General features: G+C 63.2%; 12 protein-coding genes, 1 tRNA gene and 1 pseudogene. 10 read left to right on the top strand and 4 right to left on the bottom strand.

Translation table 11 applies throughout. From position 1 onward, the window contains the following. Positions 1-9: 9 nt before the first annotated feature. From BLQ01_RS21810 to BLQ01_RS21820, 3 genes are all read right to left on the bottom strand, one after another. A complete protein-coding gene (locus tag BLQ01_RS21810) occupies positions 10-651 on the bottom strand; it encodes a GntR family transcriptional regulator (RefSeq protein ID WP_026548561.1) in 642 nt (213 codons plus the stop codon). 72 nt (positions 652-723) lie between these two features. Further along, entirely contained in the window at positions 724-1,437 is a 714-nt protein-coding gene (locus BLQ01_RS21815) for a response regulator (RefSeq protein ID WP_026542465.1), read from the bottom strand. Then, positions 1,434-3,080 (bottom strand): sensor histidine kinase, encoded by a 1,647-nt coding sequence (locus tag BLQ01_RS21820; RefSeq protein ID WP_091554408.1) that lies wholly within the window; start codon positions 3,078-3,080, stop codon positions 1,434-1,436. Before BLQ01_RS21820 ends, BLQ01_RS21815 begins: the two co-directional genes overlap by 4 nt. 137 nt (positions 3,081-3,217) lie before the next feature. On the opposite strand from BLQ01_RS21820, the gene BLQ01_RS21825 reads away from it, so the two are divergent. The 10 genes from BLQ01_RS21825 (at position 3,218) to BLQ01_RS21870 (ending at position 12,976) form a co-directional block, all read left to right on the top strand. After that, positions 3,218-4,564, top strand: coding sequence for a cation:dicarboxylate symporter family transporter (locus BLQ01_RS21825; protein ID WP_091554397.1), 1,347 nt, complete (start codon positions 3,218-3,220; stop codon positions 4,562-4,564). A gap of 252 nt (positions 4,565-4,816) precedes the next feature. Beyond that, complete coding sequence (locus tag BLQ01_RS21830; protein ID WP_026548564.1) at positions 4,817-5,716, top strand: ParA family protein; 900 nt, start codon at positions 4,817-4,819, stop codon at positions 5,714-5,716. A gap of 6 nt (positions 5,717-5,722) precedes the next feature. After that, positions 5,723-6,637 carry a segregation and condensation protein A gene (locus BLQ01_RS21835; protein WP_026542469.1) on the top strand — a complete coding sequence of 305 codons (915 nt, stop codon included), beginning with the start codon at positions 5,723-5,725 and terminating at the stop codon, positions 6,635-6,637. 7 nt (positions 6,638-6,644) lie between these two features. Beyond that, positions 6,645-7,286, top strand: coding sequence for an SMC-Scp complex subunit ScpB (locus BLQ01_RS21840; protein ID WP_175493521.1), 642 nt, complete (start codon positions 6,645-6,647; stop codon positions 7,284-7,286). Positions 7,287-7,438: 152 nt separating this feature from the next. Continuing rightward, positions 7,439-8,650 (top strand): pseudouridine synthase, encoded by a 1,212-nt coding sequence (locus tag BLQ01_RS21845; RefSeq protein ID WP_091554399.1) that lies wholly within the window; start codon positions 7,439-7,441, stop codon positions 8,648-8,650. A gap of 3 nt (positions 8,651-8,653) precedes the next feature. Next, on the top strand, positions 8,654-9,760 hold the full coding sequence (locus BLQ01_RS21850) for a prephenate dehydrogenase (RefSeq protein WP_091554402.1): 1,107 nt from the start codon (positions 8,654-8,656) through the stop codon (positions 9,758-9,760). Next, positions 9,760-10,473, top strand: a complete 714-nt coding sequence (gene cmk / locus BLQ01_RS21855) for a (d)CMP kinase (RefSeq protein ID WP_026542473.1) — start codon at positions 9,760-9,762, stop codon at positions 10,471-10,473. The genes BLQ01_RS21850 and cmk overlap by 1 nt, the downstream gene beginning before the upstream one ends. Then, on the top strand, positions 10,463-11,200 hold the full coding sequence (locus BLQ01_RS21860; protein ID WP_175493520.1) for a lysophospholipid acyltransferase family protein: 738 nt from the start codon (positions 10,463-10,465) through the stop codon (positions 11,198-11,200). The genes cmk and BLQ01_RS21860 overlap by 11 nt, the downstream gene beginning before the upstream one ends. 10 nt (positions 11,201-11,210) lie before the next feature. Further along, positions 11,211-12,761, top strand: coding sequence for a ribosome biogenesis GTPase Der (gene der / locus BLQ01_RS21865; RefSeq protein ID WP_026542475.1), 1,551 nt, complete (start codon positions 11,211-11,213; stop codon positions 12,759-12,761). Between the two features lie 141 nt (positions 12,762-12,902). Beyond that, positions 12,903-12,976 (top strand) — tRNA-Pro (locus BLQ01_RS21870). A gap of 107 nt (positions 12,977-13,083) precedes the next feature. On the opposite strand, the pseudogene BLQ01_RS22490 reads toward BLQ01_RS21870, so the two are convergent. Next, positions 13,084-13,387: pseudogene (locus BLQ01_RS22490) on the bottom strand (IS256 family transposase); the annotation flags it as partial.

Genomic DNA, 13,387 nt, shown 5'->3' on the forward strand with positions numbered 1-13,387 from the left:
GATGTGGTGCTAATGAGGGGTGTGGGTGGCTTTGACGTGGGTGAGGCTGCGGTGGAGGTGCACCGTAGTGGCGGCCTCCGCCAGCCGTGGATTGCCCGCAGCGATGGCCTCGGCGATCGCGGCATGTTCGCCGGCGGCAGCATGGAGGCGGGCAGTGTCATCTGCTGCGAGGCGGCGGACTCGAACCAGGTGGACACGAAGACCCCGCATGGCAGTGGCCAGGTAGGAATTGGCAGCGGCGGTGTCAATGGCATCGTCCAGCCGGCTCACCAAGGCGTAGTACTCGTGGCGTGCGGGATCATTGTCGCTCAAGAGTTCCGGGGCCAGCAGCAGCTGGGCATGCAATTCCGCGAAGATGCCCGGTTCGCCTCGTTCGGCAGCAAGGGCGGCTGCACGCACCTCCAGGGTTTCGCGCAGTTCGAACAGTTCGTCGATGCTGTCCAGCGAAATGTCGGTAACGACGACGCCGCGGCCGCCTGCCGCCGTCGTCAACCCTTCTGCAGTGAGTCGGCTCAAGGCCTCCCGAACGGGTGTCCTGGACACTCCCAGGCGTTCGGATTGCTCAACTTCCGCCAGGACCGTTCCGGGACGAAGGCGCCATTCAATGATGTCTTCCCGTAGGGCCGAGTAGGCCCGATCACTGGCGCGCATGCCCTCAGTGTATACACGGAATCATCTTGTGGCGAGAAAATGCCGAAAATTCACTCGGTATGTATACATTGCCTAGCTGCGGTTCCACCCGTATTCATTCTCCGGCCTGCCCGGCGTGCCGTACCGGGGCGCCCTGGTGACCGTCCCGGCGTCGGCAAGGTATTCCAGATACCGCCGTGCGGTGACGCGCGACATGCCAAGGGCGTCCATCACTTCACTGGCGGAAACTGCCTCCCGCCTCTCCCGCATCAGCTCTTTCACCGCTTCCAACGTGGACCCGGAAAGGCCCTTGGGCAGCGGTAGTTCCGTTGGAGCCCGGAGGCTGGCAAAAGCTTGATCCACATCGCTCTGGGAGGCTCCCGCCTTGGAGATGCCGGACATGGAGCCCGCCAACTGTTCCCGGAACGCCTGGTAGCTCCTGAGCTTGTCGGCAAAAGTGGCATACGTGAAGGGCTTGATGAGGTACTGGACGACGCCGATGGACACGGCGCTGCGAACAATGTTCAGCTCCCGGACGGCTGTGATGGCGATGATGTCTGCGAAGACTCCTGCCGAACGCATCCGGCGGGCCACATCAAGACCGTGCAGGTCCGGGAGGTTCATGTCGAGCAAGACCAGGTCCACAGGTGCGCCGGAGGCGGAAAATTCGCCCAGGATCCGCAGTGCCGACTGGCCGTCCGGTGCAGTTCCCACCAGCGTGAACCCGTCCAGGCGGCCGACGTAGACGGAATGGGCGTCCGAGGCTATGGGCTCGTCCTCCACCACCAGGACACGGATCTCTGTCATGCCTTCTCTTCCTCGGGAACCGGCGCCGGCAGCACTACTTGGAATTGTGCTCCGCCGGGATTGCTGATGGTCATCGTACCGTTGAGCCGATCCACCGCCTGGCGCACCAAAGCAAGGCCCACTCCGCGGCCGTGGGAACCGCGCGGATTCCCATCCGCAGACTTGGTGCTGAAGCCGTACTGCAGGACGTCATCAATGGACCCTGGATTGATGCCGCTGCCGGAGTCGCGCACAGTGAATTCGACGGCGGCGGGCCCGGCTTCAACGTCCAGCTGTACCTTCCTTGGGAAGTCACCGGCCGCGGCAGCATCTATCGCGTTGTCCAGCAGATTCCCCAGGATGGTCACCAGGTCCTGGATCTCCAGGCCGCGCACACCGGAGTTTCCCGACGTCCGGACCTCCAACTCCACCCCCCGTTCATGGGCTTCTGCAGCTTTGCCCATCACAAGGGCGCTCATGACGGGCTCGTCCACCGAAGCCACCATGTCGTCGGTGAGTTGCTGGCTGAGTTCGAGGTCTTTGGTGGCGAATTCCAAGGCTTGTGGCGTTCGGCCCAGCTCCAGGAGGGAAACAATCATGTGCAGCCGGTTTGCATGTTCGTGGGTCTGGGCCCGCAAGGCGTCGGAGAGGGTCTTCATGGTCTGGAGTTCAGTACCCAGGGACTCAATCTCGGTCCGGTCGCGGATGGTGGCTACTGTCCCATAAACGGCTGGCTTCTGCCGGCTGCGTTCAGGTACCGGCCCCACGGCGGGGGCCTGGTTGACTACCAGGATCCGTGGTCCCGTGAGGTGGATCTCGTCATGGGCCGGCCGGCCGGATTCGAACAACGCCCGCAGGCTGCCGTCGAGGGGGAGTTCGGACAGCCGCGGGGCAGCGTCCGGTGAGCGGTCGGCGTCGGAAGGCCCAAGCCCCAGCAACTCCGCTGCCTGGTCGTTGTACATCACGGCCTTGCCGTGGGTATCAATCAGGATGACTCCTTCGCGGACCGAATGGAGGACGGACTCGTAGTATGCAAAAAGCTGTGCCAGCTGTTCGGGTCCCCACCCGCGGGTCACGGAACGGAGGTAACGTCCCAGCAGCCACGAAGCGAAGGACCCAAAGGTCAGAACCACCAAGGCAATCCCGCCGATGACTCCCAAGCGCTCCGCGACATCGGTGTCTACGGTGCGGACGGTGACACCGGCCGCCACCAGGGCCTTGATGTTTCCGCTGGAGTCTTTGACGGGGGCGATGGTACGCACCGATGGGCCCAGTGTTCCTGCAGTCACTTCGGTGAAGGTTTCGCCTCGCAGGGCAGGATCAATGGTTCCTATGTACGGCTTGCCCAGCTCCTCGGGCCGGGGATGCGTCCATCGTGTACGGTCCGGCGCCATGATGGTGATGAAATCGGCGTCGGCATCGTCCATGACTTCACGGGCGTAAGGCTGCAGTTGTGCTGAAGGACCCGGGGAGTCTGCCGCCTGCAGGACAAGGGGATTGTTCGCGATGGACGTTGCGAGGGCAAGCATCCGTCCGCCGGCGTTGTCATAGGCCCTGTCCCGGGCCTCCACCACGGAAAAAGCGCCAAACACGGCCGTCAGGACCAGCACGAACAGCAGGTTTGCCACGAACAAGCGACGGGCGATGCTCCAGCTGTGAAACACATGGACCTCCATGACCAATATGACCGCAACGGTGATGTGTGTCACCAGCGGCTCAATGATGGATATCACACAAGGGCAGCGGATTGGACATCAGTGCAGGACCGCAGCGCCTTACACAGTATCCAAAGGAGAATCCCATGACCTCTCAACGAGGAGAGTCGGCAGTAGCTGCCAAACCTGGACGCAAGGGGCTCGACAAGTCGCACTACCTGTACATCGCGGTGATCCTGGCCGTTGTACTCGGCGCCGTGGTCGGCCTGGTGTTCCCCGAGGTTGGCAAGTCACTGAAGCCACTCGGCGACGGTTTCATCAAGCTCATCAAAATGATGATCGCGCCGGTCATTTTCTGCACCATCGTCCTGGGCATCGGCTCCATTGCCAAAGCTGCCACCGTTGGCAAGGTAGGCGGCCTCGCACTGGGCTACTTCGTGGCCATGTCAACATTCGCCCTGGCCATCGGCCTGGTGGTGGGCAACCTCATCCACCCGGGCGAGGGGCTCAAGCTGACCCCCTACGATCCAAACAAGAAAGCTGACACCAACAGCACGGTGGACTTCCTCCTGGGAATCATCCCCGGCGACATTCCAGTCCTTCCCACCCTGCTTGCCGCGATCCTGGTCGGGTTCGCCTTGCAGAAGATGGGCAAGCAGGGAGCCCCCATCCTCACTGCGATCGGCCACGGGCAGCGCCTAGTTTTCCGCATCCTCATCATGATCATGTGGCTGGCTCCCGTCGGCGCTTTCGGCGCCATTGCCGCCGTCGTCGGTGCCACCGGCGCCCAGGCGATCTTGAGCATGTTCACCCTGATGCTGGCCTTCTACATCACCTGTGCGCTGTTCATCGTTGTCATTCTGGGAACCCTCCTCCGGGCAGTGGCCGGCGTCAACATCTTCCGGCTCATGAAGTACCTGGCCCGCGAGTACCTCCTGATCTTCTCCACATCCTCTTCCGAGGCTGCACTGCCCCGCCTGATCGCCAAGATGGAACACCTGGGTGTCTCCAAGCCGGTAGTCGGCGTCACCGTTCCTACGGGTTACTCCTTCAACCTCGATGGCACGGCGATCTACCTGACCATGGCCTCCCTCTTTGTCGCCAACGCCATGGGCACCCCGCTGGACCTCGGCGCGCAGATCTCGCTCCTGGTCTTCATGATCATCGCTTCCAAGGGAGCCGCCGGCGTCACGGGAGCAGGCCTGGCAACCCTGGCTGCCGGACTCCAGGCACACAAGCCCGAACTCCTTGGCGGCGTAGGCATGATCGTGGGAATCGACCGCTTCATGTCAGAAGCCCGGGCCCTGACCAACTTCACCGGCAACGCAGTGGCGACGGTCCTGATCGGTACTTGGGTGAAGGAAATCGACAACGGCCAGGTAGAGCGGGTCCTCTCCGGCAATGAGCCCTTCGATGAGCAGACCATGATCGCCCACGGCGGCGAAGAAGAGGCCGGTCCCGAAGCTGAAACGCGCGAAAAGGCTACGGTCTGACGCCAACTTGAACAAAGTGGAGCAATAGCACCGAAGGCCGGCACCTCCCCAGGTGCCGGCCTTCGGTTTTCCCCGGCCGGGAGGTGCGGGCAAAGTGAACCTTCGACCTCAGCTAGAGGGTCAAGGCTCACGGAGGGGACAAAGTCAAGTTCCCCAAATAACCGTGTCGGGCGCTGTAGCCTAGGTGGGTAGTAGCGCTGTAGCTGGGGGCCAGCGGCAGGGAAGATCGTCGTCGAAAGAGTGGTTAGATACGTGAGCATCGAACGGGGAACAGCTACGCTGGGAGGCGCCGGGCTCGATCTGGAAGACGCCATCATGGGGCCAACAGGCCGCCCTTACCGCGAATTTCCAGAACCTGCCCCGCTTGCTTCCCATGGCCCGGCGAGAGTCATCGCCATGGTCAACCAGAAGGGTGGCGTGGGTAAAACCACCTCCACCATCAACCTCGCTGCGGCGCTCGCAGAGTTCGGCCGGCGTGTCCTGCTGGTGGATTTCGATCCCCAGGGTGCGCTCTCCGCCGGACTGGGTGCCAACCCGCACGAGCTGGACCTCACCGTGTACAACGTGCTGATGGACCGCAAGGTCAGTATTCGTGACGCCATCCAGCAGACCGGCGTCGAGGGCGTTGACCTCCTGCCGGCCAACATCGACCTCTCGGCCGCAGAAGTCCAGCTGGTCAACGAGGTTGCCCGTGAGCAGGTACTGGACCGCGCGCTCAAGAGTGTGGAGGACGATTACGACGTCGTCCTGATCGACTGCCAGCCGTCCCTGGGGCTGTTGACCGTGAACGCATTGACTGCAGCCCACGGTGTCATCATTCCGTTGATTTGCGAGTTCTTCGCTTTGAGGGCGGTGGCCCTCCTGGTCGAAACCATTGAAAAGGTCCAGGACCGCCTCAACCCGAGGCTGCAGGTGGACGGTGTCCTGGCCACCATGTACGACGCCCGCACCCTCCACAGCCGCGAAGTGATTTCACGCCTCGTCGAAGCCTTCGGTGACAAGGTCTTCGAAACCGTCATCAAGCGCTCCATCAAGTTCGCTGATGCAACCGTGGCCGCCGAGCCCATCACCAGTTATGCGGGCAACCACATCGGTGCCGACGCCTACCGCCGGCTTGCCAAAGAATTGATCTCGCGCGGCGGCGCGCCCTAGCCTGCGGTGGGACCGTCACTCGCACCGCCCACGGCAGCGGACGTTGCACCGGCCGCGGAAGCGCCCGACGCCGGCACCTCCGAGGTTCGCAAACCGGGCTTTGAGGTACGGCTGGCCAACTTCACGGGCCCGTTTGATCTCCTGCTGGGCCTGATTTCCAAGCACAAGATGGACATCACGGAAGTGGCTTTGGCCACAGTTACCGATGAATTCATCAAGTACATCCGCCGGCTGCAGAAGCTGGGGGAGGACTGGGCTTTGGACGAGGCCAGCGAGTTCCTGGTCATCGCAGCAACACTGCTGGATCTCAAGGCCGCCCGCTTGCTGCCGTCCGGGGAAGTCGAGGACGCCGAGGACATAGCGCTCCTTGAAGCCAGGGACCTTCTTTTCGCCCGCCTTCTGCAGTACAAGGCCTTCAAGCACATTGCCGGGGTCATGGGCGAAACCTTGGAACAGGAAGCCCGTCGATACCCGCGCCAGGTAGCCCTGGAGGGGCACTTCGCCGCGCTGCTGCCGGAGCTCGTGTGGAGACACACCCCCGGGCAGTTCGCCGAACTCGCCGCCAAAGCGCTCAAACCCAAGGATGCGGCACCGGAGGAGGTCGGCCTGGGCCATCTGCACGCTCCGCCGGTGAGTGTCAGGGAGCAGGCCGAGATCATGGGCTACCGGTTGAAGCTTGGTGCGCCGTTGTCCTTTCAGGCGCTCATAGCTGATGCCGAGACCACTCTTGTGGTGGTGGCACGCTTCCTTGCATTGTTGGAAATGTTTCGCGACCGCGTGGTGGCTTTCGAGCAACCCGAACCCCTGGCGGAATTAACCGTTCGCTGGACGGGGGACGACGCCGAATGGGACAGTTCCAGCCTGAGCGAAGAGTATGAGACCGGCGTGGGGCCGGACAACGGGGAGAGCAGCAGTGAGTGAGCAGGAAATGGACCACGACGGCCTGGCGGAGCTGGAACGGCTGCCCGGTGGTGCCCGGGCAGCCCTGGAAGCTGTGTTGATGGTCATTGATGAGCCGGCAACCTCGGAGGAGCTGGCTGCCGGGCTCAACGTGACCGTGTCCGTCGTCGAGGATTTGCTGCATGACCTGCAGCGGGAGTATAGCGGCTATACTGTTAAAGCCCCGGACGTGGATGCTGTCGGCTTTGCCGATGCCAGCACTGCACCCCGGGGTTTTGAATTGCGGAATGTCGCCGGCGGGTGGCGCATCTATTCACGGTCGGATTTCGCCGACATCGTGGGCAGGTTCGTGCTCGAAGGCCAGACCACCAGGCTCACTCAGGCAGCGCTTGAAACCCTGGCGGTCATTGCCTACCGGCAACCGGTCTCCAGGGCCCGGGTATCTGCCATTCGCGGCGTCAACGTCGATTCGGTGGTCCGGACCCTCACCCAACGGGGTTTGATAGAGGACTCCGGAAACGATCCCGAATCCGGGGCTGTCCTGTACCGGACAACCTCGTACTTCCTGGAACGGATGGGCATCGGCTCAGTGGCTGAACTTCCACAGCTTTCGCCGCACCTTCCGGGCCTGGAAGGGATCGACGAACACTACGACGCCAGCCGGATGTAGCCCAGGGGCCAAATCCGGCGCCGCAAGAAGAACTTCATATGGATTCACGGCACCTTCAAGGTGCACAGCGACAAAGGGCAGACGATGTCTGCCCGGCTGGCTAGTGTTGGTTTCAGCACGGAAAGCCGGCCATTACTACACAAGGACGGGTCATGACACAGGCGGGACGCCAGAGTTCACCACGTAACGGTTCGGGGCGCAACAGCTCCGGACGCAATGAGGCCAAGGGCGGCACCGGCCGCTCCAACGCCGGCGGCTTTTCCGGCCGCGGCGGCACCGCCGGCGCCGGAAAGCGCAACTTCACCCAGGGCGAGGGCCGCCCCTTCAAGGCTTCGAAGCCGCGCGAAGCGGCACCCTTCGATCCTGACAACCCCACAACGGCGGGCGACTACGACCGCGGCCAGGCCGCCAGGCCTGCAAAACCCTTCCGTAAGCCAGGCTCCAACAAGCCCGGCTTCGGCAAAGCGCCCGGGACTCCCGGTGCACTGAAGCCCAAGGCCAAGCCGGCCAGGCAGTACGGCTCCAAGGCGTTCGGCAGCGAACGTTTCGGCCAGAACCTGGGACCGATCCGCAAGCCGGGACGCAACCGCGGTCCGCGCCAGGAAGTGCCGCAGTCGGACCTCCACGATGTCGACGGCGTACGCCTGCAGAAGGTCATGGCCCAAGCCGGCGTGGCCTCGCGGCGCGTGTGCGAGGAAATGATCCTCGAGGGACGCGTCGAGGTTGACGGCGTGGTGACCACCGAGCTCGGCATGCGCGTGGACCCCACCTCGGCCGTGATCCACGTTGATGGCATCAGGATCCAGCTGGACGAAACCCTCGTCTACATGGTCTTCAACAAGCCCAAGGGCGTAGTTTCCACCATGGAAGACCCCGAAGGCCGCCCCTGCATCAGCGACTTCCTGAAGAACAACAAGAACAAGGGCGAACGCCTGTTCCACGTTGGCCGCCTCGATGTCGCCACTGAGGGGCTGCTGCTGCTGACGAACGACGGCGAACTGGCCAACCGCTTGACGCATCCTTCCTATGAGGTGCCCAAGACGTACCTGGTCCAGGTGCGTGGCCCGTTCCCGCAAGGCGTGGGCGCGAAGCTGAAAAACGGCGTCGAGCTCGAAGACGGTGTTGCCGCAGTGGATTCCTTCCGCCTGGTGGACTCCACCCCGGGACACGTCCTGATCGAGGTTGTCCTCCACTCGGGAAAGAACCGCATTGTGCGCCGTATGTTCGACGCCGTCGGTTTCCCTGTGGAACGCCTTGTCCGTGTCAAGGTTGGTCCCATCGGCCTGGGCGACCAGCGCCAGGGCAGCATCCGCAACCTCGGCAGGCAGGAAGTCGGACACCTCCTGGCATCTGTAGGGCTCTAGGGCATGTCGGCATTCGGTACGCACGGCCGGGGTCATCTCGATGGCCCGGTCGTCGTTCTCGGTACTGGCCTCCTGGGCGCCAGCATCGGCCTCGGCCTGCGCGGACGCGGAGTTCCAGTCTTCCTCTCTGATCCTTCGCCCACCAACCAGGCGGTCGCGGTGGACATCGGAGCGGGGCAGCCGCTTGCAGGGTTGGACGGACAACCCCAGCTGGTGGTTGTCGCGGCTCCGCCGGACGTCACCGCCGACGTCGTGCAGAAAGCACTGGCGGACTACCCGTCCGCGGTCGTGGTGGATATCGCGAGCGTCAAAGCGACCATCCAGGCGCAGCTGCTGGAGCGTGGCGTGGACATGTCCCGCTATGTGGGCACCCACCCCATGGCCGGCCGCGAGAAGTCAGGGCCGGTAGCTGCACGGGGTGAGCTGTTCACCTCCATGCCGTGGGTTCTGTGCCCATCCGGGGAAACCTCGGACGCCGCACTTCAGACGGCCCGTTCGCTGGCCGTGGACCTGGGCGGAATCGTTTCCCAGTTCACCGCGGACGAGCACGACGAAGCCGTGGCCTTGGTATCGCATTTGCCACAGGTCATGTCTTCGCTGTTGGCCAGCCGGCTGCAAGGTACGCCGTTGCATGCGTTGTCCCTTGCCGGCAACGGACTCCGGGACACCACCCGCATCGCCGCCAGCGATCCCACCCTTTGGGTGCAGATCCTGGGAGGCAATGCGGAGAAGGTGGTTTCGATCCTGCATGGCGTCCGCGAAGACCTGAACCGACTGATTGGAACGCTGGAAGAACCTTTGGCGCCCGGTGCCCGGCTGGATCTTGCCCAGCTGATCAGTGAGGGCAATGCAGGCCAGGCGAGGATCCCGGGCAAGCACGGCGGACCTCCGCAGGCGTACTCGTGGCTCACCATCCTGGTGGACGACAAACCGGGTCAGATCGCCCACCTCCTGACGGAGATCGGCGAGATTGGCGTGAACGTCGAAGACCTCCGGCTCGACCATTCGTCGGGACAAAACGTGGGCATGGTGGAGCTCTCCGTGCTTCCCAGCAAGCACGACCTCCTTGTTGAAGCTTTGACTGACCGTGGATGGCGGGTACTCCAGTAATGACGCGAGAATTTTTTGGCCCCGAGACGGTTGCCCGTCCGGGAAAGCCGTTGGTCATTGCCATCGACGGACCTTCCGGTTCGGGCAAGTCCAGCGTCAGCAAGGAAGTTGCCCGGCGCTTGAAGCTGGCGTATCTGGATACGGGCGCGATGTACCGTGCCCTGACGTGGTACTGCCTCAAGACCGGCGTTGACCTCCAGGACGGCGCGGCCGTGGAACAGGCTTCCAAGGCCATGCCGTTGGAGATCAGCACCACCACCGCTACGGAGTATGTGGCCGTGGATGGTACGGACGTCACGGACGAAATCCGGGACCCGTTGATTTCCTCCTCGGTCAGCGCCGTTGCCACGACTCTCGGTGCCCGCACCGAGCTCATCCGCCGACAACGCGAACTGATCGACCAGCACCACCACCGCATGGTGGTCGAAGGGCGCGACATCACCACCGTCGTCGTCCCCAATGCCGAGGTGCGCATGCTCCTGACCGCCAGCGAGGAAGCCCGCCTCCGGCGCAGGGGCATCCAGTTGGGTGGTACGCAAAGCAAAGAGCAGTTGGAAGCCCAGGTTATTCAGCGCGACGCCAAGGATTCCACGGTAGTGAACTTCAGCCAGGCCGCTGATGGCGTGGTGACGCTCGATTCCTCGGACCTGAATTTTGAGGAGACAGTGGACACCGCCTTGGCGATCGTCAGCAAGGTCATCTATGGCGACTAAGGAGCACGGGCTTCCAGCCCGGTGGACCAAAGTGTGGAGCCGGCCCATTGGTTGGTTCATCGATCACGTCCTGTATCGGACCGTCGTTTCCGGCAAGGGCAACGTTCCCGCCGGCGGACCGGTGATCTTCGCTGCCAACCACATCAGCTTCCTCGATGGTCCGGTGATGTTCGGAGCATCACCGCGCCCCATGCATATCCTCGTCAAGAAGGAAATGTTCAGGGGCTTCCTTGGCTCCGTCCTACGGGGATCCGGACAGATTCCGGTGGACCGAACGGGGGATCGCTCCGCCCTGCATCTGGGCAAGCAACTGCTCGACGACGGCCGTTGCGTCGGGATCCTTCCTGAAGGCACGCGGGGGAGCGGCACGGCCGGCAGCATCAGCAACGGTGTTGCGTGGCTCGCCATCAACTCCGGAGCAACAGTCATACCGGTCGCCATCCTCGGAACCCGCCAGGGCGACGAGCACCGCGACCATATACCCAGACCACGCCGGAAGCTCCACGTGAGCTTCGGCGAACCCATCACGGTGAAGCGCCGGAAGGGCGAACCGGGGCGTGTTTCAATGGACAGGGCGGCTGCGGAAATCCGTGAAGCCCTGGCCGATCATGTCCAGGACGCCATCCGGGCCACAGGACAGGGCCTTCCCGAGGATCCTGCGCCCGGAGAATCCACTCCGCAGCACCGCCATACAGCAGTAGCCGGGACGCCGGCAGACCACCACTAAGGAAAGTGCAATGAGCGATACGACTCAAAAATCCGGCCTCCACGGAGCCGGCGACGACGAATACACGCCCACCGGCACCGACCAGGTGGCTGAAAACCTGGCTGCCCTGGACGATGACGAGGCCGAGCTCCGCGCGGCCACCCTCCGGGCCGGCCTGGACGACTACGAACTCGATGAAGAAGACGCCGCGCTTCTCAGCGGTGAATACGGAGACGAAGGCGACGAAGGTCCCCTCAAGCTGGACCCGGTGCTGGCCATCATCGGCCGCCCCAACGTGGGTAAGTCCACGTTGGTCAACCGCATCCTGGGCCGCCGTGAAGCCGTTGTGGAAGACACTCCCGGTGTTACCCGCGACCGTGTCATGTACTCAGCCCGCTGGAACGGCCGCAACTTCACCCTGGTTGATACCGGGGGATGGGAACATGACGCCAAGGGCATCCATGCCCGCGTGGCCGAGCAGGCTGAGATGGCCGTTGAGCTTGCTGACGCCGTTCTCTTCGTGGTGGACTCCGCCGTTGGAGCCACGGCCACGGACGAGGGCGTCATGAAGATGCTCCGCAAGAGCAAGAAGCCGGTCATCATGGTGGCCAACAAGGTGGACGACTTTGCCCAGGAAGCCGACTCCGCAACCCTGTGGGGTTTGGGCTTCGGCGAACCGTACCCGGTTTCGGCACTGCACGGACGTGGCGTTGCCGACCTCCTGGACCACGTCATGGATACCCTTCCCGAGTACTCCCTGGTGGAAGGCGTCGAACGCTCCGGCGGTCCGCGGCGTATCGCTTTGATCGGCCGCCCGAACGTTGGCAAGTCCTCGCTGCTGAACAAGCTTGCCGGCTCTGAGCGCGTTGTCGTGGATCCGCTGGCAGGCACCACGCGTGACCCCGTTGACGAATTCATCGAGCTTGGTGACCGTACCTGGCGTTTCGTGGACACCGCCGGTATCCGCCGCCGCCAGCACATGGCACAGGGCGCGGACTTCTACGCCTCCCTCCGGACGCAGGCCGCGCTCGAAAAGGCGGAGGTCGCCGTCGTGCTTCTTGCCGTTGATGAAGTCCTCAGCGAGCAGGATGTCCGCATCCTGCAGCTGGCCATCGAATCCGGCCGTGCGCTGGTCCTGGCCTTCAACAAGTGGGACCTGCTGGACGACGAACGCCGCCGCTACCTCGAACGTGAAATCGAGCAGGACCTGGCGCACGTTGAATGGGCGCCGCGCGTCAACATCTCAGCCAAGACCGGCTGGCACAAGGACCGTTTGGTTCCTGCGCTGGATATCGCGCTGGAAAGCTGGGACCGCCGCATCCCCACGGGACGCCTCAACGCGTTCCTGGGCGAGCTGGTTGCAGCCCACCCGCACCCGGTCCGTGGTGGCAAGCAGCCGCGCATTCTCTTCGGCACGCAGGCATCCAGCCGTCCGCCGAAGTTTGTGCTCTTCACCACCGGGTTCCTGGATCCCGGATACCGCCGCTTCATCACGCGTCGCCTTCGCGAAACGTTCGGCTTCGAGGGCACGCCCATCGAGGTCAACATGCGCGTTCGCGAAAAGCGTGGCAAGAAGCGCTAAGTGAGACGGGCATCACAGCCCACTTTGGCTGTGATGGCGTCTCCGACCTCCAACTTCGTGTAAGCTTTTGGAGGTGGTTCGGCCGGACTGCTTAGGTGGGACTCTTCGGAGGAAAACTTAGGCGGAGAACGGTGGAACCAGCGGGCTGTAGCGCAGCTTGGTAGCGCACTTGACTGGGGGTCAAGGGGTCGCAGGTTCAAATCCTGTCAGCCCGACAATGAAGGACCGGAATCACGCGGAAACGCGGGATTCCGGTCCTTTCTTGTTTTCGGCCCTTTTGGTTCCGGGTTATAGGACAAAACGTGTGTAAATCTCGGGTGTGTCATGTGCGGCCTGCCCATCCTTTGCGATGCCAGAGTCCTTCGTCGGCGCTGAGTCCGGTGCTGTAGAGCTCGGGCCCGGGCTTCTGCTCGGTCGTGGTGATGGCTTCGGTCTTGGCCGGACGGTAATGCACGGCTTTGATGAGTTTGGCCGGTGGCAGGGGCTGTTCGCTGTGCAGGTAGAGGTACCACTCGATCGCGCGTTTTCGATGTTCTTCACTCATGCCCCGGTGGGCCCGCAGCAGCAACCGGAGTTGGGCGTTGGTGCCGCCTTCAATGCGATTAGTAGTCGAGGCGATCTGCAGG

The organism is Arthrobacter sp. UNCCL28 (genome assembly GCF_900102805.1).
GTDB classification, from domain to species: Bacteria; Actinomycetota; Actinomycetes; order Actinomycetales; family Micrococcaceae; genus Arthrobacter; species Arthrobacter nicotinovorans_A.

What these genes read in the sequence shown, in the direction of transcription:
- BLQ01_RS21860 (WP_175493520.1), top strand. Translation starts at nt 10,463, where the DNA reads ATGGCGACTAAGGAGCACGGGCTTCCAGCCCGGTGGACCAAAGTGTGG.
- der (WP_026542475.1), top strand. Translation starts at nt 11,211, where the DNA reads ATGAGCGATACGACTCAAAAATCCGGCCTCCACGGAGCCGGCGACGAC.
- cmk (WP_026542473.1), top strand. Translation starts at nt 9,760, where the DNA reads ATGACGCGAGAATTTTTTGGCCCCGAGACGGTTGCCCGTCCGGGAAAG.
- BLQ01_RS21810 (WP_026548561.1), bottom strand. Translation starts at nt 651, where the DNA reads ATGCGCGCCAGTGATCGGGCCTACTCGGCCCTACGGGAAGACATCATT.
- BLQ01_RS21815 (WP_026542465.1), bottom strand. Translation starts at nt 1,437, where the DNA reads ATGACAGAGATCCGTGTCCTGGTGGTGGAGGACGAGCCCATAGCCTCG.
- BLQ01_RS21845 (WP_091554399.1), top strand. Translation starts at nt 7,439, where the DNA reads ATGACACAGGCGGGACGCCAGAGTTCACCACGTAACGGTTCGGGGCGC.
- BLQ01_RS21825 (WP_091554397.1), top strand. Translation starts at nt 3,218, where the DNA reads ATGACCTCTCAACGAGGAGAGTCGGCAGTAGCTGCCAAACCTGGACGC.
- BLQ01_RS21840 (WP_175493521.1), top strand. Translation starts at nt 6,645, where the DNA reads ATGGACCACGACGGCCTGGCGGAGCTGGAACGGCTGCCCGGTGGTGCC.
- BLQ01_RS21850 (WP_091554402.1), top strand. Translation starts at nt 8,654, where the DNA reads ATGTCGGCATTCGGTACGCACGGCCGGGGTCATCTCGATGGCCCGGTC.